At 43.8% G+C, this 20891-nt stretch carries 17 protein-coding genes and 1 tRNA gene; 12 read left to right on the forward strand and 6 right to left on the reverse strand.

The genetic code is table 11. The features are described 5' to 3' along the window. The first annotated feature begins 138 nt into the window (after positions 1–138). Complete coding sequence (locus C5S62_RS14140) at positions 139–600, forward strand: acyltransferase family protein (RefSeq protein WP_371411202.1); 462 nt, start codon at positions 139–141, stop codon at positions 598–600. A gap of 242 nt (positions 601–842) precedes the next feature. On the opposite strand, the gene C5S62_RS10420 is transcribed toward C5S62_RS14140, so the two are convergent. The 3 genes from C5S62_RS10420 to C5S62_RS10430 all read right to left on the reverse strand — a co-directional run bounded on the left by C5S62_RS10420 (position 843) and on the right by C5S62_RS10430 (position 1856). Further along, positions 843–929: transfer RNA gene (locus tag C5S62_RS10420), tRNA-Ser, on the reverse strand. Between the two features lie 55 nt (positions 930–984). Next, the gene (locus tag C5S62_RS10425; RefSeq protein ID WP_104405317.1) at positions 985–1551 is read right to left on the reverse strand and encodes an OmpH family outer membrane protein; all 567 of its coding nucleotides are present in this window, start codon (positions 1549–1551) and stop codon (positions 985–987) included. 104 nt (positions 1552–1655) lie between these two features. Further along, positions 1656–1856: a hypothetical protein gene (locus tag C5S62_RS10430; protein ID WP_104405318.1), complete on the reverse strand. Its 201-nt coding sequence runs from the start codon at positions 1854–1856 to the stop codon at positions 1656–1658. Positions 1857–1974: 118 nt separating this feature from the next. Between C5S62_RS10430 and C5S62_RS10435 the strand changes: the two genes are divergently transcribed. The 6 genes from C5S62_RS10435 (at position 1975) to C5S62_RS10460 (ending at position 10636) form a co-directional block, all read left to right on the forward strand. Next, the gene (locus C5S62_RS10435; protein ID WP_104405319.1) at positions 1975–3429 is read left to right on the forward strand and encodes an aminoacyl-histidine dipeptidase; all 1455 of its coding nucleotides are present in this window, start codon (positions 1975–1977) and stop codon (positions 3427–3429) included. A gap of 48 nt (positions 3430–3477) precedes the next feature. Beyond that, positions 3478–4980 (forward strand): hypothetical protein, encoded by a 1503-nt coding sequence (locus tag C5S62_RS10440; RefSeq protein WP_104405320.1) that lies wholly within the window; start codon positions 3478–3480, stop codon positions 4978–4980. 15 nt (positions 4981–4995) lie between these two features. Next, positions 4996–6564, forward strand: a complete 1569-nt coding sequence (dnaB, locus tag C5S62_RS10445; protein ID WP_104405321.1) for a replicative DNA helicase — start codon at positions 4996–4998, stop codon at positions 6562–6564. Between the two features lie 656 nt (positions 6565–7220). Further along, entirely contained in the window at positions 7221–8294 is a 1074-nt protein-coding gene (gene serC / locus C5S62_RS10450) for a 3-phosphoserine/phosphohydroxythreonine transaminase (protein ID WP_104405322.1), read from the forward strand. Positions 8295–8332: 38 nt separating this feature from the next. Then, positions 8333–9253, forward strand: coding sequence for an NAD(P)-dependent oxidoreductase (locus C5S62_RS10455; RefSeq protein WP_104405323.1), 921 nt, complete (start codon positions 8333–8335; stop codon positions 9251–9253). A gap of 135 nt (positions 9254–9388) precedes the next feature. Further along, positions 9389–10636, forward strand: a complete 1248-nt coding sequence (locus tag C5S62_RS10460) for a DUF1015 domain-containing protein (protein ID WP_104405324.1) — start codon at positions 9389–9391, stop codon at positions 10634–10636. A 140-nt stretch (positions 10637–10776) separates the two neighbouring features. Here the strand turns inward: C5S62_RS10460 and nagA are convergent, their stop codons facing one another. After that, a complete protein-coding gene (nagA, locus tag C5S62_RS10465) occupies positions 10777–11934 on the reverse strand; it encodes an N-acetylglucosamine-6-phosphate deacetylase (protein WP_104405325.1) in 1158 nt (385 codons plus the stop codon). An 850-nt stretch (positions 11935–12784) separates the two neighbouring features. Here nagA and aspS point away from each other — a divergent pair. The 3 genes from aspS (at position 12785) to C5S62_RS10485 (ending at position 17216) form a co-directional block, all read left to right on the forward strand. Then, positions 12785–14551, forward strand: a complete 1767-nt coding sequence (aspS, locus tag C5S62_RS10475; protein ID WP_104405327.1) for an aspartate--tRNA ligase — start codon at positions 12785–12787, stop codon at positions 14549–14551. Between the two features lie 128 nt (positions 14552–14679). Then, entirely contained in the window at positions 14680–16647 is a 1968-nt protein-coding gene (locus C5S62_RS10480) for an NAD(+) synthase (protein ID WP_104405328.1), read from the forward strand. A 41-nt stretch (positions 16648–16688) separates the two neighbouring features. Next, positions 16689–17216 (forward strand): BatD family protein, encoded by a 528-nt coding sequence (locus C5S62_RS10485; protein WP_172486013.1) that lies wholly within the window; start codon positions 16689–16691, stop codon positions 17214–17216. Positions 17217–17379: 163 nt separating this feature from the next. On the opposite strand, the gene C5S62_RS10490 is transcribed toward C5S62_RS10485, so the two are convergent. Both C5S62_RS10490 and C5S62_RS10495 read right to left on the reverse strand, forming a co-directional pair. Continuing rightward, positions 17380–18051: a YggS family pyridoxal phosphate-dependent enzyme gene (locus C5S62_RS10490; protein ID WP_104405330.1), complete on the reverse strand. Its 672-nt coding sequence runs from the start codon at positions 18049–18051 to the stop codon at positions 17380–17382. Positions 18052–18053: 2 nt separating this feature from the next. Beyond that, positions 18054–18533: a DUF4494 domain-containing protein gene (locus tag C5S62_RS10495; protein WP_223301221.1), complete on the reverse strand. Its 480-nt coding sequence runs from the start codon at positions 18531–18533 to the stop codon at positions 18054–18056. 136 nt (positions 18534–18669) lie between these two features. Here C5S62_RS10495 and C5S62_RS10500 point away from each other — a divergent pair, with 136 nt between their 5' ends. Then, the gene (locus C5S62_RS10500) at positions 18670–19284 is read left to right on the forward strand and encodes a riboflavin synthase (protein WP_104405332.1); all 615 of its coding nucleotides are present in this window, start codon (positions 18670–18672) and stop codon (positions 19282–19284) included. 701 nt (positions 19285–19985) lie between these two features. Next, entirely contained in the window at positions 19986–20864 is an 879-nt protein-coding gene (locus C5S62_RS10510) for a YicC/YloC family endoribonuclease (RefSeq protein WP_104405334.1), read from the forward strand. The last annotated feature ends 27 nt before the right edge of the window (positions 20865–20891 follow it).

Genomic DNA, 20891 nt, shown 5'->3' on the forward strand with positions numbered 1-20891 from the left:
TCAGCTCTCGAATTTTAACAAATGCACCGGAATTTCGGCTTGACCCGTTTTTACCCCTATGTAAGAAATTTTGTAGGAGAAATATATGGAGAATGTTATTGGAACGAATATAATATGTTATGGTACTTCTCAGGGTTCATGGGATATGTTGTGCTTGCTCATTATATTCGGCATCATCTTCAATGGACTTTTAAAAAAAGTATAGGAATCGGAACCATGCTATATATCATAGGCTATTGTGTTACAGCGTTAATCTGGTATAATCGCATACCAACGGCAACCACTCTACAAGAACTTGAACTAAGTTGGCGTTTTTGCACCCCCAATGTCATATTGATGAGTTTTGGTGCCTTTATTGTAATTCAATCCATATTCTCTAAGTATAGGAAAGGCAACCGGATAGTCAATGAAATTTCAATATTGAGTTACGGCATATATCTGATGCATATTTTTGTCCTCGAAGTTGTTCATTCTCAGTTTAAAGACATATTTCCTACACAATGGACAATCATATTGGTCGGTACAGTTACTTTTGTAATATGTTGCATCATCACAAAAATAATATCCTTTTTACCATTCAGTAAATATATTATTGGCTAAAAATAAAAGTTTACCTATCAGCGGAAGTCCTAGAATACGTTCATCACCCTGAAAGAAGAATGAAATGCACTATAAAAATACCGTATTTGTAGATAATTTCTTACATCCTGAAAATTTCATAAAGCCCCCAACGCCATAGTATATCAATCCCCTCTTAGATAATACAAAAACACTCATTTTTACACCTAAGAATGTAAAAATGAGTGTTTGTCTTGCAATTTACTGATTTTCAGCAATTATTGCGGAAAGAGAGGGATTCGAACCCCCGGAACAGTTACCCGTTCACCGCATTTCGAGTGCGACCCGTTCGACCACTCCGGCATCTTTCCATGAAACGATTGCAAAGTTACGAGTTTTTTTCATTTTTGCAAGCAACCGCATCCATTATTTTTTCATATAGCGCTTGTTCAACCCAACTATGACCTCATTGGTAATATCCAAACTCTTATCTGCGTAAAGTGTAGCATTTTTATAAACAATCATAGAATATTTCTTGCTTTTATTATAAACAGCCAAGAAATTGTTTATGCTATCCTGAAGGGTTTTTGCAAACTTTTCCTGTTCTTCACCCATTTCCTGTTGCGCGCTCAAAGTATACTTCTGATAAGCATTTTGTTGCTTCTGGAAGTTTGCCATTTCTGAATTATACTGGGCCTCAGTTGTAATCTGCCCACCCTGCATGCGCTTTTGAATATTAGCCTGTAGCTGCTGCAAAGATTGTTCCTTTTGTACAATATTGTTTTGAAAACTCTTCTGTTTAGCTTCAAGAATTTCTTTTTGGTCTATACAAAATTGATATTTTTCCTGCAAAGAATCTATATCGACAAAAGCTATACTATTGGATTTTACATTATTGGAAACCAAAGGAGCTACTTCCTCCTTTTTTTCACCACAAGCAGTGAAAAGAATTGTACCGGTAACGATTACAAGAATTTTTTTTAGTGAATTCATATTGATAATGTATTTTGTTTATTCTGGTTTATATATTTCTGACACCTTAAACGCTGATCAAACGTTATTATCCAACCCTTTTTCTTTAATTTATAGGTGGCTATCTATTTTTCACTGACGGCATGCGGATTGTCCTGACGCTTAGCCGCATCAAGAGACTGAACACAATGAATACCTTTTTCATTCAGGGCCTTGTTACCATCTACGTGAGTATGAACAAAACGTTTGCCAACCCAAATACGAATACATAAAAAGCCTAATCCAATTGCAATAATTAACAATGTAAAAAGGAAAGTCTCTAACATTTCTTATTATTTTTGCATAAAATACTTCTACGCCAACATGATGTATGCGGATTTTCGCTGCAAATATACAGTAAAGGCGGCACATAGGAGATAAAAGATATTAAAAACTTACTTAAATATGAGCAACATGAAATCTTTGCAACCTAACGTTGTGTTCAGCTGTTTTGAAGAAGTGACTAAAGTGCCCCGTCCTTCAAAGCGGGAAGAAAAAATGATTGATTTTCTGACAAACTTTGGGAAAGAGCTCGAACTGGAAACAATCGTTGACGAAACCGGCAATGTTCTGATACGGAAACCGGCCACACCCGGATATGAAAATTGTAAGACAATCATTCTGCAAAGCCACATGGATATGGTGTGTGAACCAAGTGATGGTTCTTTTGATTTCAATAACAATCCCATTGAAACAGTTATTGACGGTGAATGGCTGAAAGCCAATGGTACAACACTGGGAGCCGATGACGGCATTGGTGTAGCCATGCAAATGGCCATCTTGAAAAGTACAGATATAGAACATGGACCGATAGAATGTGTCTTTACTCGTGATGAAGAAACCGGGCTGACAGGGGCAATGGGCATGAAACCCGGTTTTATGACGGGTAGCTTGCTCATCAACCTTGATTCGGAAGACGAAGGACAAATATTCGTAAGTTGCGCTGGCGGTGCACGGACTACTGCTGAATTTGAATGCAAAGAAGAAGCCATACCTGCCAACTATTATACTTTTCGCGTAGGTGTCAAAGGTTTTACCGGTGGCCACTCTGGCGATGACATCAACAAAAAGCGCGCGAATGCCAATAAAGTGCTCATACGTTTTATTTGTGATGAAATGGCAAAAATGGATCTCCGTCTGGTAGATATCCAAAGCGGCGGCCTCCACAATGCCATTCCCCGCGAAGGGTATGCGGTATGTGCAATTCCTATGTCACAGAAAGAACAGATCCGTATTGACCTGAACATATATCAAAGTATACTTGAGGAAGAATATTCCAATACAGAGAAAAATTTTGTTCTTACACTTGACAGTATTGAACCGGCAGTAACTGCCATGAATGCCAAAGATGCAGAACGTATGCTATTGTCATTGCGCGTTGTCCATAATGGTGTCTTTGCCATGAGCCAAGACTTGGATTGGCTGGTAGAAACCTCTTCAAATCTGGCAAGCATACGCAAACAAGACGGAAAAATAATAGTAACAACCAGCCAACGCAGCAGTTTGCAGGAAGCACGCGAGAATATCAGTGCCACAGTACGTGCCGCTTTTATTCTTGGTGGTGCCCGTGTAGAAACAAATGAAGGTTATCCCGGCTGGAAAATGAATCCTAACAGTCTGATGCTGAAAATCACCAAAGAAAGTTACGAACGATTGTTCCACCAAGAGCCCCAAATATTAGCCATTCATGCCGGACTGGAATGCGGACTCTTCAGCGAAAAATATCCAGGTCTTGACATGGTAAGTTTTGGCCCCACATTACGTGGAGTACATTCGCCTGACGAACGTCTGCTGATTCCTACTGTACAAAAGGTATGGGATCATTTACTTGACATTCTGAAACACATTCCTCAAGCATAAAGATTCTCCGAAGAGCACATAGATTAATATTCCACTGCTCATAATATTATGGATACCATTTTCCGTAAAATATTACGAAAGCTACCCCATTGCACGTGGGGTGGCTTTGCCATTTTATATCTGCTTACCGCATGTATGGCAGACGAAGAATATAGCCTCTCACCAGCAGACAAGTTAACTTTTCCAACGGATACCATAGCATTTGACACAATTATAAGCGGACAGCCTACCAGCACCTACTCTTTTCAAATTTATAACCACAATGAAAAAGCCCTGCGTTTACCAAAAATTTATCTGGAAAGAGGCATAGAATCGGACTTCGTAGTAAATATCGATGGCACTTATCTGGAAAATGGCAGTGCCTCTGATTTTGAAATAAGCGGACGTGACAGTTTGCGGGGCTTCGTCTTCGTAAACACCCCCTCAAAAGACTGTGACAATCCAGTTAAGACAACGGACAAACTTGTTTTCATTACAGAGGCTGGTACACGGCAGGAAATTGTACTTACAGCTAGCGGACAATCTGTTATTCCCATAACAGGTATAATCTTTAAGAATGACACAATTCTTGATGCGCATCGCCCTTATCAAATAAAAGACAGTCTGGTTGTTGAAGAAAATACGACTCTGACGATTGCTCCTGGTACAAGACTTTACTTCCATCCCAAAGCAAAATTAATTGCACGAGGAACAATCATTGCACGAGGAACAGCCGAACAACCGATTGTCATGCGAGGTGACCGCCTGGAAAATATGTTTTCCCAACAACCCTATGACCGCATACCAGGGCAATGGGGAGGTATAGTATTAGATAAGGGAAGTTATGATAACAAATTAAATTTCTGTGATATACACAGTGGTAGTTTCGGTATTCTCTGCGACTCTTCAGACATTACAAAAGAAAAACTTGTAGTAGAGAACAGCATTATCCACAACATGAGCGGTGACGTACTTTCTGTGCGTGCATCTAAAGTTTTTGTCGGCAATAGCCAGTTAACCAATGCCGGAGGCAACTGCGTAACACTTCAGGGCGGAGATGCCACATTCGTACATTGTACCATTGGCAATTTTTATTCCTTTACGGGCGGACGCGGCGTTGCTTTAAGTTACAGCAATACAGACGGAAATATCCGTCTGCCTCTTCACAAAGCCCGCTTCATGAACTGCATCATCACAGGCTACTCTGATGATGAGATTATGGGTAATCAATCCGACCGCTATAAAGACGATCCTTTCAACTATTCATTTGAAAGTTGTCTGCTCAACACTCCTGAAATTAACAACGAATATATTATCAATTGTCTTTGGGATAACGACAAAAACAATCATAAGGTATGGCGCGAAAACAACTTTTCGCCAAAATTCGACTTAAACAAATTGATTTTCACTTTTGCTTTAGATTCTTTGTCACAGGCTATTGATTCTGCCGATCCCCAGATAACCCGACAGTACTATCCCTACGACCGCCTCGGACGCTACAGGTTGCAAGATAACCGGCCAGACATGGGATGTGAAGAATACAAAGATAAGACACAAGTAGAAAAGAACTGATAACAACTCTCATTTATGCCCGCCAACAACAGAGAAAGAAAATATACGCCTAAAAAAGGACAAACTCCAGCCACCGACGACTATGGCCACCTTCAGCCTCAAGTTCCTGACTTGGAGAAGGTGGTACTCGGCGCTCTGATGATTGAGAAAGACGCTTACTCTCTCGTCAGCGAAATACTCCGCCCTGAAAGTTTTTACGAAACACGCCACAAACTCATCTATGAGGCGATCCGTAAACTCAACATCGAACAGAAGCCGGTGGATATACTCACCGTTACCGAGCAGCTGAAATCCTCCGGCACCTTGGAAGAAGTGGGCGGTCCTTTCTACATCACCCAACTGAGCGGCATGGTGGCGTCATCGGCTCACATAGAATACCATGCCCGCATCATCGCTCAAAAATATCTGGCTCGTGAACTGATAACCTATACAAGCGGCATTCAAACCAAAGCTTTCGATGCCACACAGGATGTGGACGAGCTGATGCAGGAAGCTGAGGGCCGTCTCTTCGAAATTTCACAGCGTAATTTAAAGAAAGATTATACACAAATAGACCCGGTTATCAATGATGCCTACAACATGCTGCAACTAGCCGCCGCACGCAGTGACGGATTAAGCGGCATTGCCAGCGGTTTTCAGGAATTAGACAAAATGACAAGCGGATGGCAAAACTCCGATCTCGTGATCCTGGCCGCACGTCCCGCTATGGGTAAGACGGCTTTTGCCTTGAGTATGGCCAAGAACATAGCCGTAGATCAAAAAATCCCAGTAGCCTTTTTCTCATTGGAAATGTCAAACGTACAATTGGTTAACCGCTTGATTGTGAACGTATGCGAAATAACCGGCGAGAAAATAAAAAGCGGACAACTGGCCCCTTACGAATGGGGACAACTCGACCATCGCATAAAAGACCTTTATGGCGCCCCACTATTCGTAGATGACACTCCATCGCTTTCGGTATTCGAATTACGCACCAAAGCACGGCGTCTGGTGCGGGAACACGGCGTAAAACTGATTATGATTGACTACCTTCAGCTTATGAACGCCTCAGGCATGAGTTTCGGCAGCCGTCAGGAAGAAGTCTCAACAGTGAGCCGCTCTCTCAAAGGACTGGCTAAAGAACTTAACATCCCTATTCTTGCCTTGTCACAGCTGAACCGTGGAGTGGAAAATCGAGGCGGCCCAAATGAAAATGCCGCAGAGGCCAAACGCCCGCAATTGTCAGACTTGCGAGAATCCGGCGCCATCGAACAGGATGCCGACATGGTACTTTTCATTCACCGTCCGGAATATTACCGTATATTTTCAGACCAACAAGGCCGTGACCTCCGCGGAAAGGCAGAAATCATCATTGCCAAACATCGTAACGGTGCCGTTGGCGATGTACTTCTTACATTCAAGGGGCAATATGCACGTTTTCAGAATCCTGACGACGACTTTGTCGTACCAATGCCGGGAGAAGATAACGGCATGATCAGCGGAGGATTCACAGCCAACGACATTCCTCCCACACCGAATGACACACCTCCTCTCCCACCCGATGCCGTACCTTTTGCGCCACCTTCAAGCGAAGTACCTTTCTGACATTAGTCCAACCACTTTAATCAGGAAAATCCTCCTAGAAGTGTGCTTTATGCCCTTCTAGGAGAACTTGAACCAACGTCTTCCACTTTAACATATTTAACTTCTTATTACATTTCAGAGCATTGAAAAACAGGTTTCAAACCTGAAAAAAGGAAAAGTCCTTATCGGATTTTTAACACGAATACTTGGAATTTAAATTCGAATACGGGGATTTTGAGCAACGAATATGGTGATTTTTCTCTTGAACTTACCTGAAAAACAATGAAAAAGCGGGACTTCCATGTGTAAAGTCCCGCTTCGCTATTACAAAGATACGACATTTTACGGTCAAAAGCAAATAGTGTTAAAATTCAGTACCTATCATTCCATTCACTCTGTCCCTCCCATTAATAACATCGACTTAGCCAACTCAACCTTTCCTGTTTTCAAACGAAAACACGACGCAACGCGTTTCTTTCAGGCGAACCAATCCCTTCCCTGGATATGTAATCCTTAAACGTCTGCGCAAACGTTCCCCTCCCATTCCATCATACCATTTCACTGTGTTATTTTAACAAAAGAAAAAAAGCCGTTGAAAATACTTGTCCATACTATTTTTTTTTCATACATTCGCCGTTGTAAGAAAAAAGTATTAACCTATCTAAAACTAACCTACAATGAAAAAGTATAATTTCGGCGCGGGTCCTTCCATTCTCCCGCAAGAAGTAATGAAAGCCACAGCTGAAGCTTGCATAGAATTTCAAGACATGGGACTTTCTCTCATGGAAATCAGCCATCGCACCCCAGAATTTCAAGCCGTTATGGATGAAGCGCAAGCTCTCTTCAAAGAGCTTCTCAATATTCCAGAAGGTTACTCCGTACTCTTCGTTGGCGGTGGAGCCAGCTTGGAGTTTTGCATGGTACCTTTCAATATGCTTGAGAAAAAAGCAGCCTACCTCAACACTGGAGTATGGGCAAAAAAGGCCATGAAAGAAGCCAAGCTCTTCGGTGAAGTCATTGAAGTTGCCTCATCAGCCGATGCCAATTACACTTTCATTCCCAAGAACTATGACATTCCGGCAGATGCGGACTATTTCCATATCACGACCAACAACACCATATATGGAACGGAATTACATGAAGACCTAGACAGTCCGGTTCCCCTAGTTGCCGATATGTCAAGTGATATATTCTCCCGCCCCATAGATGTAAGCAAATACGGGATGATTTATGGCGGAGCACAAAAAAACCTCTCCATGGCAGGTGTTACCTTTGTTATCGTAAAAGATGAACTTCTGGGAAAAGTCAGCCGTTCAATTCCTACAATGCTTGACTATCGCACACATGTAGACAAAGGTTCGATGTTCAACACTCCTCCAGTCGTACCTATTTTCTGCGCAGTTCAAACGCTCAAATGGATTAAATCGCAGGGAGGCGTAAAAGAAATGGAACGGCGCGCCCAAGAACGGGCAGAATTGCTCTATGGTGAAATAGACCGCAACAAAATGTTCCAAGGAACCGTGACAGCAAAAGAAGACCGTTCACTGATGAACATTTGCTTCGTAATGGCCGATGAATACAAGGAATTGGAAAAAGACTTCCTGAAATTCGCCACAGAAAAAGGTATGTCCGGCATCAAAGGCCACCGTTCAGTCGGCGGATTCCGCGCATCATGTTACAATGCCATGCCAATAGAAGGCGTAAAGGCGTTGGTAGCCTGCATGCAGGAATATGAGAAAATGCACGCCTGACAATTTTCTTTTTTCCCATCCCTGAAACCTGACAACTTATGAAAGTATTAATTGCAACCGAAAAGCCTTTTGCCTCCGCTGCGGTAAAAGGTATACAGGAAATACTCGACACAGCCGGTTATGACTGTGAGATTCTGGAGAAATACACAGAAAAATCACAGCTTCTGGCAGCAGTAAAAACAGCCAATGCCCTGATAATCCGCTCTGATAAAGTGGATAAAGAAGTGATGGAGGCCGCGCCGGAACTTAAGATTGTGGTACGTGCCGGAGCCGGCTACGATAATGTAGATCTTGAAGCAGCAACACAGCTTGGCATAGTGGTTATGAACACCCCCGGACAAAATGCCAATGCTGTAGCCGAACTTGTTGTCGGCCTGCTGATTTATACTATTCGTCACAAATATGACGGCACTTCCGGTACTGAATTAATGGGTAAGAAAATCGGTCTGATGGCCTTTGGAGCTGTAGCACAAAACCTGGCCCGTATTGCCAAAGGTATCGGCATGGACGTATCCAGCTTCTCTCCGCTTAACCGCCCACAGAAAATCATTGACGCCGGTTTCCATGTACACGAATCGGTAGAAGCCTTATTCCTCTACAATGACATCGTAAGCCTACATATTCCGGCAACCCCCAAAACCCGAGGCAGCATAGGCTATGACCTTATCAGGAACATGAAGAAAAACGCCATTCTCGTGAATACTGCCCGCAAAGAAGTGATTGACGAACAAGGATTGCTCCAAGCCATGACGGAACGCGAGGATTTACGTTATGTAACCGACTTGAAACTTGATGCCCATCAGGAAGCTATAGAAAAACTAGGTGAACGCTATGTTTTTACACCTAAAAAAATGGGGGCACAAACCTCAGAAGCCAATATCAACGCAGGTTTGGCCGCAGCACAACAAATAGTGGATTTCTTTGAAAACGGCACAAAACAATTTCAGGTAAACAAATAATCTCTCAAACGGATAACAAGAAAACCGGCAGACTGACAATTTTTCCAAAAAGATTATGCGATGTCTGCCGGTTTGTCCTTTTATCATCCATTGCTAATATCGTACTTTTATCAACCTAAAAAATTCTACAATACGATGACAAGAGTTAAGCCTTTCCGCGGAGTAAGACCGCCTGCAACATTGGTTGAAGAAGTGGAATGCCGCCCTTATGACGTTTTGACTTCAGAAGAAGCCCGCATCGAAGCCGGCAGCAACGAAAAGTCACTTTACCACATCATAAAACCTGAGATCAATTTTCCTGAAGGGACCAGCGAATATGCCCCATGCGTATACGACAGCGGCGCCGAACAGTTCAAAAAATTTCTGGACAAGGGCTGGCTGAAACAGGACGAAAAGGAAAACTACTACCTCTACGCCCAAACGATGAGCGGCAAGACACAATATGGTTTTGTACTTTGCGCCCATGTAGATGATTACTGGAACGGCATCATAAAAAAACACGAACTCACCCGCCGTGACAAGGAAGACGACCGCATGATGCATGTCAACAAGACTAATGCCAACATAGAGCCTGTCTTTTTAGCCTACAAAGAAAATGCCCCGTTAGCGGCACTTATAACAAAATACGCCAATTCTCAACCGGAATATGACTTTATCGCCCCCATTGACGGTTTCGGTCATAAATTGTGGATTATAAGCGACGAAAAAGATCAGAATATCATCACCAAAGAATTCTCGGCAATGGAAGCCCTCTACATTGCCGATGGTCACCATCGCTCTGCTGCTGCTGCACGCGTTGGTAAAGAAAGAGCGGAACAGGATGCCAACCACCGTGGCGATGAAGAATACAATTACTACATGGCCGTATGTTTTCCGGCTGACCAACTCACGATCCTCGACTACAACCGCGTAGTGAAAGACCTCAACGGCCTATCTTCAGAAGAGTTCATTAAGGCGCTGGAAAAGAATTTCATAGTAACTCCCAAAGGAACAGAAAATTACAAGCCCAAACAGTTACATGAATTTTCGCTTTATCTTGACAACCTATGGTATAGTCTGCTAGCGAAACCCGGAACATTTAATGCAGAAAGCCCTATCGGTGTACTCGATGTCGATATTTCCTCACGCCTCATACTTGATGAAATTCTAGGTATCAAGGATTTGCGAAGCGACAAGCGCATCGATTTCATTGGCGGACTGCGCGGACTTGGCGAACTGAAAATGCGCGTAGACAGCGGGGAAATGAAAATGGCTTTAGCTCTCTACCCTGTCAACATGCAACAAATTATAGACATTGCCGACAGTGGCAATATAATGCCACCCAAAGCTACATGGTTTGAGCCCAAATTGCGGAGCGGTCTGATTATACACGTTTTAGACTAGACCCAACAGACACTGAAATGTAACAAGCTCCAATGAGGATAAAACGATAAATCAATCCCCTTATTCTTTCTTACAAAAATTGTAATCTCAAAAGAATAAGGGGATATTTTCATGTTTTCAGGGTATATCCTGAAAATATTTTACAAATCCGAACGAACTATGCGTCCCATCTGCATGACGAATTTCAGTTCCTGTTTTCCGTCAAACATGATGATGTCTGCGTCCTTACCTTTTTCGATAGAGCCTTTGCGGTCATAAATTCCCATAATTTTAGCAGGCGTCTCACTAGCCATACGGCAGGCATCCTCCATCGGTATGCCGGCCTGTTGCACACAAGTACGCACAAGGCGGTCCATGGTCGCAATACTTCCGGCCAAGGCCGAACGGTCGGAAAGTTTGCACACACCATCTTCAATAATAACCCGAGGATCAAAAGCTCCGTCAATCCGGCTGGCCGTACAGGAAAGAGCATCCGTAATGAGTGCTGTCTTGTCTACACCTTTTATCTGGTAAATCATACGAAGCATCACAGGAGGCACATGAATGCCGTCAGCAATCATCTCCACAGTCATATCCTTGAGCGTAAAGATACTCTCCACCGTACCCGCCGTTTTAAATTCGCGAGACTTATAAACCACAGGCATCGCATTATAGAAATGAGTAGCGTGTGTCATACCTGCATTGTAAGCCGCCTCTACATCTTCATAAGTGGCACGGGTGTGGGCGATAGAAGGCAATACTCCATGCTTGCGGCAAGCTTTGATGAAATCCACCGAGCCTTCCAGTTCGGGAGCTTCGTCCCAACGTTTCAAACACTTGGCCTTTTCAAGTAAAGGCTCATATTCTGCGGCATCAGGAGCTTTAATCCATTCAGGAATTTGCGCGCCAGCCTGTTTCATGTTAAAGTACGGCCCTTCCAAATGCAATCCCATTATCGGGCTGTCCGGTTCTGCCATTAACTTTTCACACGTTTCCACAGCCGCTTCAATCATTGGCATGGTAGACGAAGAAAGTGTCGGATAAATAGCTGTTGTACCATATTGCAAATGAGCGTCAACGGCTACACGGAAAGCCTCTTCCGTGCCTTCCATAAAGTCACGTCCGCCGCCACCGTGTACATGCATTTCAATGCCACCCGGCACAACATCTGCGCCTTTAGCATCTATAATCTCTGCATCTTTCACCTGAATTTCACTGTCCAGAACAGCTACGATTTTGTTGCCTTCCACAACAACGGAGCCGCCTTCCAACCATCCCTGAGGCGTTAGAATACGGCCGTTTATTATCTGTTTCATCATAATGAGTAATGTTTAAATAGTTTATTGACGCAAATATACGCAAAAGCACTGACAAAAACGAACTTTTGAGGATTTATATAAAGGCTCCTCCTCCCTGATTTCAATATGTTCAATCTTTAAGCGCTTTTCCTAAACAGAAAATGCTGTTGCGGAGGTCCACCGGAAAAAAGAGAATTAAAGCAAATCAACAAGAGTTCCTCACCATCCGCCACACGCGATACGACATTTTAAAAGTCATGTTCGGCTAAATCAGATCCGCTCCACCTCTTTACATTGGTCAAAAATTCCGTTCGGCACCATCATCCATATTTTAACACAATTTGCTTTTAGGCGAAAAATATCGTATATTTGTAACAGCAGAGCGGAGCTTCCAAGTAGAAAGTTCCGCTTTTTCAATGTTTTTCAAACCAGCAACCACAGTTTTCCAGCGTTTTTTTGAGAAAACTCCCCGTATCGGAATTTAAAATCCAAGTATTCGTGTTAAAATTTCAATAAGGACTTTCACCACTCCAATACTTAGAGTTGATATTCCACCTCTTCAGAATACATAAAAAGGTTAAAAATGTTAATTTCCAATTATGTAAAAAGTCGGTTGACAGATAAAGTTGACAACGTAACGATGGTTACGGCTACAAGACTGCGGCGGGACAATACAATGCAGACAGTACAACAATGCCGTGCTAGAGTTGCCGCTTTACGCGATAAAGGCATTTCATTGACTAAAACTGTTGACATCTTGTTCTTGACAGGAGTAAAGCCACACTTTCCCCGCTTGTGGCTTCGCCCTTTCAAAGAATAGTTGTAATTTCGCAGCCATAAATAAACAAAGAAAATAAAAAACAGACAACACATGTATAGAAGTAGAACTTGTGGGGAACTTCGCCTTGAACATGCCGGCGAAGAAGTGACCTTGGCAGGCTGGGTACAACGCAGTCGCAAAATGGGTGGTATGACTTTCATTGATCTCCGCGACCGTTACGGTATAACCCAACTGGTTTTTGACGAAAGTTCTGATGCCGAACTATGCGGACGCGCCAACAAGCTTGGCCGCGAATTTGTCATCCAAATTGTCGGCACTGTCAATGAGCGTTATGCCAAAAACGACAAAATGCCTACCGGAGAAATTGAGATTATCGTAAAGAAACTCAACATACTCAACGCCTCCGAAGTTCCTCCTTTCACCATTGAAGAAGATACTGACGGCGGCGATGACCTGCGCATGAAATACCGTTATCTTGATATCCGCCGCGCTAATGTACGCGCAAATCTTGAATTGCGTCACAAATTCTGTCTGGCAGTGCGCCACTATCTCGATGAAAAAGGTTTCATGGAAATTGAGACCCCGGTCCTAGTCGGCTCCACACCTGAAGGCGCACGCGACTTTATCGTGCCCTCACGTATGAATCCCGGACAATTTTACGCCCTGCCACAGAGCCCTCAAACACTTAAACAACTGCTCATGGTAGCCGGCACAGACCGCTATTTCCAAATTGTAAAATGTTTCCGTGATGAAGACTTGCGTGCAGACAGGCAGCCGGAATTCACACAAATAGACTGTGAAATGTCATTCGTCGAGCAAGATGACATACTCAAGCTCTTTGAAGGCATGACAAAATATCTTTTCAAAGAAGTGCGCGGCTACGACTTGGGAGAAGCGCCTTTCCTGCGCCTGCCGTGGAGCGAGGCAATGCGCCGCTTCGGCTCCGACAAACCAGACATGCGTTTCGGCATGGAGTTTGTAGAATTGATGGATATTCTCAAAGGAACCGGAGATTTCGCCGTGTTCAATGATGCGGCCTACATAGGAGGCATCTGTGCAGAAGGTTGCGCCTCTTATACGCGCAAACAAATAGACCAACTCACCGATTTTGTGAAATCCCCACAGATAGGCGCAAAAGGACTTGTTTATGCCCGCATACAGGAAGACGGAACCGTGAAAAGCTCCGTTGACAAATTCTACTCTCCCGAAACATTAACCGCAATGGCAGAAAAGATGAATGCCAAGCCGGGAGACCTTATCCTCATCATTTCCGGTCCGGACATGATGAAAGCACGCAAGCAACTATGCGAACTCCGTCTTGAAATGGGACAACGACTCGGTCTGCGCGACAAGAACAAATTCGCCTTGCTGTGGGTGGTGGACTTCCCTATGTTTGAATGGAGCGAAGAGGAAGGCCGTCTTATGGCTATGCACCATCCGTTTACCTCCCCAAAACCCTCCGACATAGCCAAACTCGACACCGATCCGGCAAATGTTCTGGCCGATGCCTATGACATGGTATGTAACGGCATTGAAGTTGGAGGCGGAAGCATCCGTATTCACGATGCCGTGCTTCAGGCCAAAATATTCAACGTCCTTGGTTTCACTCCCGAACGTGCGCAAGAACAGTTCGGGTTCCTTATGAACGCATTTAAATATGGCGCTCCACCTCACGGCGGACTTGCCTATGGCCTTGACCGTTGGGTTTCACTTTTTGCCGGACTCGACAGCATACGCGACTGTATAGCTTTCCCAAAGAACAATTCCGGACGCGATGTTATGCTCGACGCACCTTCATGCGTAGACCCCAAACAACTTGACGAACTTTATCTGGACATCAAACCAACTGACAAGTAAAAAAGCAACTGACCTTACCACTTTACAAGACACTCATTGTTTATATATAGGAGTAATCACGCTATGAGGAATAACTTCCAAAACTTCAGCCTGATTACTCCATATATCATTATAAAACCTAATTGAACATGTACAACGGTTTCATTAAAGTTGCCGCAGCCGTACCACAAGTAAGGATTGCCGACTGCCGCTATAATACGGAACAAGTGGAGCAAATAATGGCTCGTGCAGAAGGAATGGGCATTAAAATAGTATGTTTCCCAGAATTGAATCTGACAGGTTACTCCTGCCAGGATCTCTTTTTGCAGCAAATATTACTTGACGAAGCAGAGGCCTCCCTACTGCGTCTCATGGAATTCAGCCGAAACCTCAATGTCACAACCATCATCGGCGTGCCTATAGCCTATAGCGGAACACTCTTCAACTGTGCAGCAGTTCTGCAGCGTGGCAAAGTACACGGCATCGTCCCAAAAACATTCATTCCCAACTACAATGAGTTCTACGAAATGCGCTGGTTCCACCCCGGAACAACATTACCGGAAGGTGCCACACTCAAATTCTGCGGACAAAATGTGCCATTCAGCACAAAATTACTTTTCGACATTGCCGATATTAAATTCGGCATAGAAATATGCGAAGATCTTTGGGCAGTAATTCCTCCGAGTTCATGGCTTACATTGGCCGGCGCAGACCTGATCTTCAACCTGAGCGCAAGCAACGAGATTATCGGTAAGGCAGAATACCTGAAAACACTCGTCATCAACCAAAGCGCCCGCTCACTTTGCGGCTACATATATTCCGGATGCGGCTGGGGAGAAAGTACGCAGGACGTTGTCTTTGGCGGACGTGCCTATATTGCCGAAAATGGTCATCTTTTGGCAGAAGGAGCACCTTTCCTATTGGAAGAACAGATTATTGTAAGTGATATTGATGTCGAACTGTTGCGCCACGAACGACGTGTCAACACATCATTTTCCTCCGCATACGAACTTCTACATCAACAAATCAACCGGTCTGCATACCGTACCATAGAACTAGAATCCGGCACAACACAAGAAAACACCCATCCTCTCTCACGCTCCGTCAACGCCTTGCCGTTTGTACCTCAAAGTGGAGAGTTGAACAGACGTTGCGAGGAAATCCTCAGCATACAGTCGGAAGGACTAGCAGGTCGGCTTCGCCACACCAACACAAAAACAGTCATTGTGGGTATCAGCGGCGGCCTTGACTCCACTCTGGCTCTCCTCGTTGCGGTCAATGCTTTCGATCGTCTCAAACTCGACCGCCGAGGAATTATAGGTATTACCATGCCAGGATTCGGCACAACAGAACGTACCTACACCAATGCAATAGAACTCATGAAGAGTCTAGGCGTAACCATCCGTGAAATAAACATTCGCGAAGCTTGCGAATTGCACTTCCGCGACTTAGGACATAATCCTCAACAACATGACATCACCTATGAGAATGCTCAAGCTAGAGAACGCACTCAAATACTGATGGACGCCGCCAACCAGATGAACGGTTTTGTCATAGGTACAGGAGACCTCAGCGAACTGGCACTGGGATGGGCCACTTATAACGGCGATCACATGAGCATGTACGGCGTAAATGCTTCTATCCCCAAAACACTTGTCCGGCACATCGTAAAATGGGTGGCGGAAAATGTCGCGGACGAATATAGCCGTAACATTTTACTCGATATTGTTGATACCCCTATCAGTCCCGAACTCATTCCGGCCGATAGCGACGGAAATATAGCACAGAAGACAGAAGACCTCGTAGGCCCCTACGAACTCCACGACTTTTTCCTTTATTATACTTTGCGATTCGGGTTCCGGCCGACTAAAATATATAAAATGGCCCAACAGGCATTCGGCGGATCCGATGAACGTGTAACTGTTTATGATGATGAAACAATCAAGAAATGGCTTATTACATTTTACCGCCGCTTCTTTTCCCAGCAATTCAAGCGCAGTTGCCTGCCCGACGGCCCTAAAGTAGGAAGTTGCTCCCTCAGTCCTCGTGGCGACTGGCGCATGCCCAGTGATGCTTGTTCAACGGCATGGTTGGAAGAATGCAAAACACTTAACTGAAAGAGTCTCTAGGTTTTTCAAAAGAAAAAATGCCCCGCAAAATGAAACGTACTCTCTTCATTCTCGCCAGTATTCTTTTCTGCTTGCCCTCACTGACTAAAGAAAAAAAGGAAGTGCAATTCTTTGTGCGTACTTTCTGCGACAAAAAAGAGGTGTACCAAGGCGACAGCATACTGGTTTCATACATACTCTTCGCCAACATGCCTTTTACCCAAGTAGAATGCAAAACAAAAATGAAGGTAAAAAATGCACGGAGCCGAGCACTAAATATCAATCGCCATAACACTTTAAGCCGTTCCCTTGAAAAAGGCCGTCCTTATTATACCATAGTGTGGGAACAATATGTGATAGTTCCTCTGGACACAGGCATCATCAAACTGCCGGAACTCCATTTTGATGCGACATTCAACATGCACCAAACACCACGTAGTCCTTTCGAAAGTTTCTTTGGGAACCACACTCCCACAATAACGATAAAGGCAACAGCCAAAAACGAACTTCACACCTTGCAAGTGTTAGAAAAGCCACGCCGCACAACACGCGAATTGATAAGAGAAGGGGGTATCTGAAACACTACAAACTGCTTCTTGCGTCAAAATACAACACACACAATAAGGGAAGATACTGAACATTCCAATGGCAGTAATCTTCCCTTATTGTATTCATTGGTCAATCGGAGGCACTCCCACAGAAAAATCCCAGAATCTTAAAACAAATCAAGGTATCTGAATTCTAATAGGACCTGTCACCGAAAATGGATGAACCAATACGTACCATATTGCTTCCCTCCTCAATAGCTATTTGAAAATCTCCACTCATCCCCCAAGAACGGAAGCGGAAAGCTACCGTATCATTAAAGAACTCCTGTTTAACCTTTCTGTAAAAGTCATAGGCCATACGAAAATCATGGCGGATGCGATTTTCATCATCCGTATTTGTTGCCATGCACATAAGACCGACTATTTGGACATGATGCAAATCACGCCACTCACCGCCAGATAGAAGTTCATGACATTCACTAAGTGTCAATCCAAACTTAGTTTCTTCTTCCGCCACATGAAGTTGAAGCAAACAAGGAATTATCCGATCGCAACGATGCGCCTGTTTATCAATTTCGCGGAGTAGTTTCAAACTGTCAACAGCATGAATAAGGGACACAAAAGGAGCTATGTATTTCACCTTGTTGGGTTGTAAATGACCTATAAAATGCCACTCAATATCTTCGGCCAATACCTGATGCTTAACCACAAGTTCCTGAGCGCGGCTTTCGCCGAATAGACGGGCTCCCGAAATATAAGCCTGTTCAATCGCCTCCGCCGGATGATACTTCGAGACAGCCACTAACTTCACATCAGTGGGGAGCTGGGCCTGAATATCTGTCAGTCGTCTCTGAATATCAGTCATAATTACTCCTCCACCGATTGTTTCTGCGAAAATTCAGGTACAGCCTCTTTATAATGGTACACATCCATGATTTGCGTCTCGGCCACAGAGGCAATCACATAGTCCATCATCGATCCCTTCATGCCTTCGTCAAGGCGAGTAATAGCCCCTCTCAAATCCGCGGCCTGAATAAGAACGTTCTGAGACGTTTTACGTTCCTTACCAGTTTTTTCATCCAATGTCACAAATACCAATTTAGCCTTAAACCAACGGTCAGCACTCTCTTCTGCCGTCTCGAAAAACTCGGCATAATGAGCACGCTTGATGTCGGCCACCTGAAATTCACCGGTCATAAAAGGTGTCATCTCTTCTATTATACGGCGTTCAGCCTCCGTAAAGTTCAAGGCATCCACCAGATAAGGTTCTGTGACCTTCTTCATCAGACCATTCTCCATGGTCTTGTCATACTTTATTTTACATTCAAACCATTCGTTCATCATAATACCTTTTAATTTTGATGTTTATAAAACCGAAAGCAAAGTTACGAATCTATTTTCGGTTGACAAGCAAACGATAGCATGTAAACCAATAATATTTTTTATTTTTGCACCATCATACATTTACAATAAAACAGCAGATATGTTTTCAGGAATTATTGAAGACGTCGCACAGGTCATAGCCTTGGAACGCGACCAAAAGAACCTACATCTCACCTTTAAGTGCGGCTTTACCGACGAATTAAAAATAGATCAGAGTATAGCGCATAACGGCGTATGCCTGACTGTGGTGGCACGAACAGACGACACCTATACCGTAACTGCCATAGACGAAACCCTCAGCCGGTCCAATTTAGGGTCACTAACCATAGGTGACGAAGTAAACGTGGAACGTTCCATGCCTATGAACGGGCGCCTGGATGGACACATTGTACAAGGACACGTAGACACCACTGCCGAATGCACGGCTATAGAAGAGGCTGAAGGCAGCACCATATTCACGTTCACTTACCGGCACGACCGCCAAATGGCGCAACGAGGATATTGTACCGTAGACAAAGGCAGCGTTACTGTGAACGGCGTAAGCCTCACTGTATGCAATCCGACCGATAACAGCTTTCAAGTCTGTATAATACCCTATACACTCACACACACCAACTTCCGCAACATACAAAAAGGCAGCAAGGTAAACATTGAGTTCGACATTCTGGGCAAGTACATCAGCCGCCTGATAAGTTTTGCCGATAAAAAAGCGTAAAACGGTGTCAGAACAGACACGAGAAAAGAGAACAGGAACCAGTTTTTGTCCCAAATGCGGTAAAAGAAAAAACTCCAGGAGAATATCCGACATCAACCTTAATCAACATGATATTTCGGAGAAAATACCCACCGACACGATTTTAACATTTCTTGTTTTTCAGAAAAAATTTTCGTATATTTGTAATAGCGAAGCGGGGCTTTCTACACGAAAGTCCTGCTTTTCCATTGTTTTTCAGGCCTGACAGCGCGAAAAACCATCTCATTTTACGAACAAAATCTCCGTATTGCAATTCAAATTCCAAGTATTCGTGTTAAAATTCGAATACAGACTTTTCAAATCCAATACTTGAAATATAGTTTTTCAGCCCTCTTAAATGTATACAAAGGTTAAATATGTTAAAGCTAAGGGTGGTCTCCATCTCAAGAAATCTTCCCCTATTCCTCTTCGGAAAATCTTTGAACAATCTCTTCCATGGCCATTGACTTAATGATCAAAAACAGTAACCTGCACTCCTTTTTCACTTCCAATATAGCATATAATATACACTGGTCATACCATTTTCATTACAACGACAAAAGCTCATTGACACTCCCACCTCACAAAAAAACACAATATCCTAATCCTTGTTATTTTTTCTTCATTCTTTCTCACCTGTCAATTTATTGTTATATCTTTGCCACGTAATAAAAACAAAAAACATGATACAGTCGATGACCGGCTACGGTAAGGCCGAAGCCCATTTCAATGGAAAAAAAATACATGTAGAAATAAAATCTCTCAACTCCAAAAATTTTGACCTTTCAGCACGCATCGCACCTCTCTACCGCGAACGCGAAATGGAAATCCGGCAACTGCTGGCCAAACAGCTGGAACGCGGAAAAGTCGAGTTCAACTTATGGATTGAAAAGGAAGCCGTTTCCCAGTCAGTCTCCATCAACGCAGAAGCCGTAACGGAATACATCCGCCAAATGCGTGAGATCAGCCAGGCCAACCACATACCTTTTGACGAAAGCAGGATATGGGACGTGGTCATGAAATTACCAGAGACGACCCAAAGCGCATCAACGGAAGAGATTAGTGATGAAGAATGGGGAATAATGCTCCACACCGTAAAAGAAGCCATTAACCGGCTGGTAGAATTCCGCAAGCAAGAGGGTGAAGCCCTTGCCGAAAAATTCACGGAAAAACTTGACAACATCGCAGCTTTGATGATAAGCATCGAACCTTATGAGAAAAGCCGCGTAGAGAAAATCCGCCAACGGCTCACCGAGCGCCTGAGCGAACTAAAAGGTATAGACTATGATGCCGGCCGTCTGGAGCAGGAGTTGATATACTATATAGAGAAACTTGACATAAGCGAAGAACGGCAACGACTGACCAACCATCTGGCCTACTTCCGCGAAACAATGGAAAACGGCCACGGACAAGGGAAAAAACTCGGTTTCATAGCTCAGGAAATGGGCCGTGAGATTAATACCACCGGTTCGAAAAGCAACAACGCAGAAATGCAGAACATCGTAGTAATGATGAAAGACGAACTGGAACAAATTAAGGAGCAGGTGCTCAACGTTATGTGACAGACGCTAAATTGTCATGCAACTCTT

Source organism: Prevotella sp. MGM2, from assembly GCF_002933955.1.
GTDB lineage: Bacteria > Bacteroidota > Bacteroidia > Bacteroidales > Bacteroidaceae > Alloprevotella.

Excerpts from the sequence above, each read along its gene's own strand:
- C5S62_RS14140 (WP_371411202.1), top strand. The coding sequence starts at position 139 with ATGGGATATGTTGTGCTTGCTCATTATATTCGGCATCATCTTCAATGG.
- C5S62_RS10425 (WP_104405317.1), bottom strand. The coding sequence starts at position 1,551 with ATGAATTCACTAAAAAAAATTCTTGTAATCGTTACCGGTACAATTCTT.
- C5S62_RS10430 (WP_104405318.1), bottom strand. The coding sequence starts at position 1,856 with ATGTTAGAGACTTTCCTTTTTACATTGTTAATTATTGCAATTGGATTA.
- C5S62_RS10435 (WP_104405319.1), top strand. The coding sequence starts at position 1,975 with ATGAGCAACATGAAATCTTTGCAACCTAACGTTGTGTTCAGCTGTTTT.
- C5S62_RS10440 (WP_104405320.1), top strand. The coding sequence starts at position 3,478 with ATGGATACCATTTTCCGTAAAATATTACGAAAGCTACCCCATTGCACG.
- dnaB (WP_104405321.1), top strand. The coding sequence starts at position 4,996 with ATGCCCGCCAACAACAGAGAAAGAAAATATACGCCTAAAAAAGGACAA.
- serC (WP_104405322.1), top strand. The coding sequence starts at position 7,221 with ATGAAAAAGTATAATTTCGGCGCGGGTCCTTCCATTCTCCCGCAAGAA.
- C5S62_RS10455 (WP_104405323.1), top strand. The coding sequence starts at position 8,333 with ATGAAAGTATTAATTGCAACCGAAAAGCCTTTTGCCTCCGCTGCGGTA.
- C5S62_RS10460 (WP_104405324.1), top strand. The coding sequence starts at position 9,389 with ATGACAAGAGTTAAGCCTTTCCGCGGAGTAAGACCGCCTGCAACATTG.
- nagA (WP_104405325.1), bottom strand. The coding sequence starts at position 11,934 with ATGATGAAACAGATAATAAACGGCCGTATTCTAACGCCTCAGGGATGG.
- aspS (WP_104405327.1), top strand. The coding sequence starts at position 12,785 with ATGTATAGAAGTAGAACTTGTGGGGAACTTCGCCTTGAACATGCCGGC.
- C5S62_RS10480 (WP_104405328.1), top strand. The coding sequence starts at position 14,680 with ATGTACAACGGTTTCATTAAAGTTGCCGCAGCCGTACCACAAGTAAGG.
- C5S62_RS10485 (WP_172486013.1), top strand. The coding sequence starts at position 16,689 with ATGAAACGTACTCTCTTCATTCTCGCCAGTATTCTTTTCTGCTTGCCC.
- C5S62_RS10490 (WP_104405330.1), bottom strand. The coding sequence starts at position 18,051 with ATGACTGATATTCAGAGACGACTGACAGATATTCAGGCCCAGCTCCCC.
- C5S62_RS10500 (WP_104405332.1), top strand. The coding sequence starts at position 18,670 with ATGTTTTCAGGAATTATTGAAGACGTCGCACAGGTCATAGCCTTGGAA.
- C5S62_RS10510 (WP_104405334.1), top strand. The coding sequence starts at position 19,986 with ATGATACAGTCGATGACCGGCTACGGTAAGGCCGAAGCCCATTTCAAT.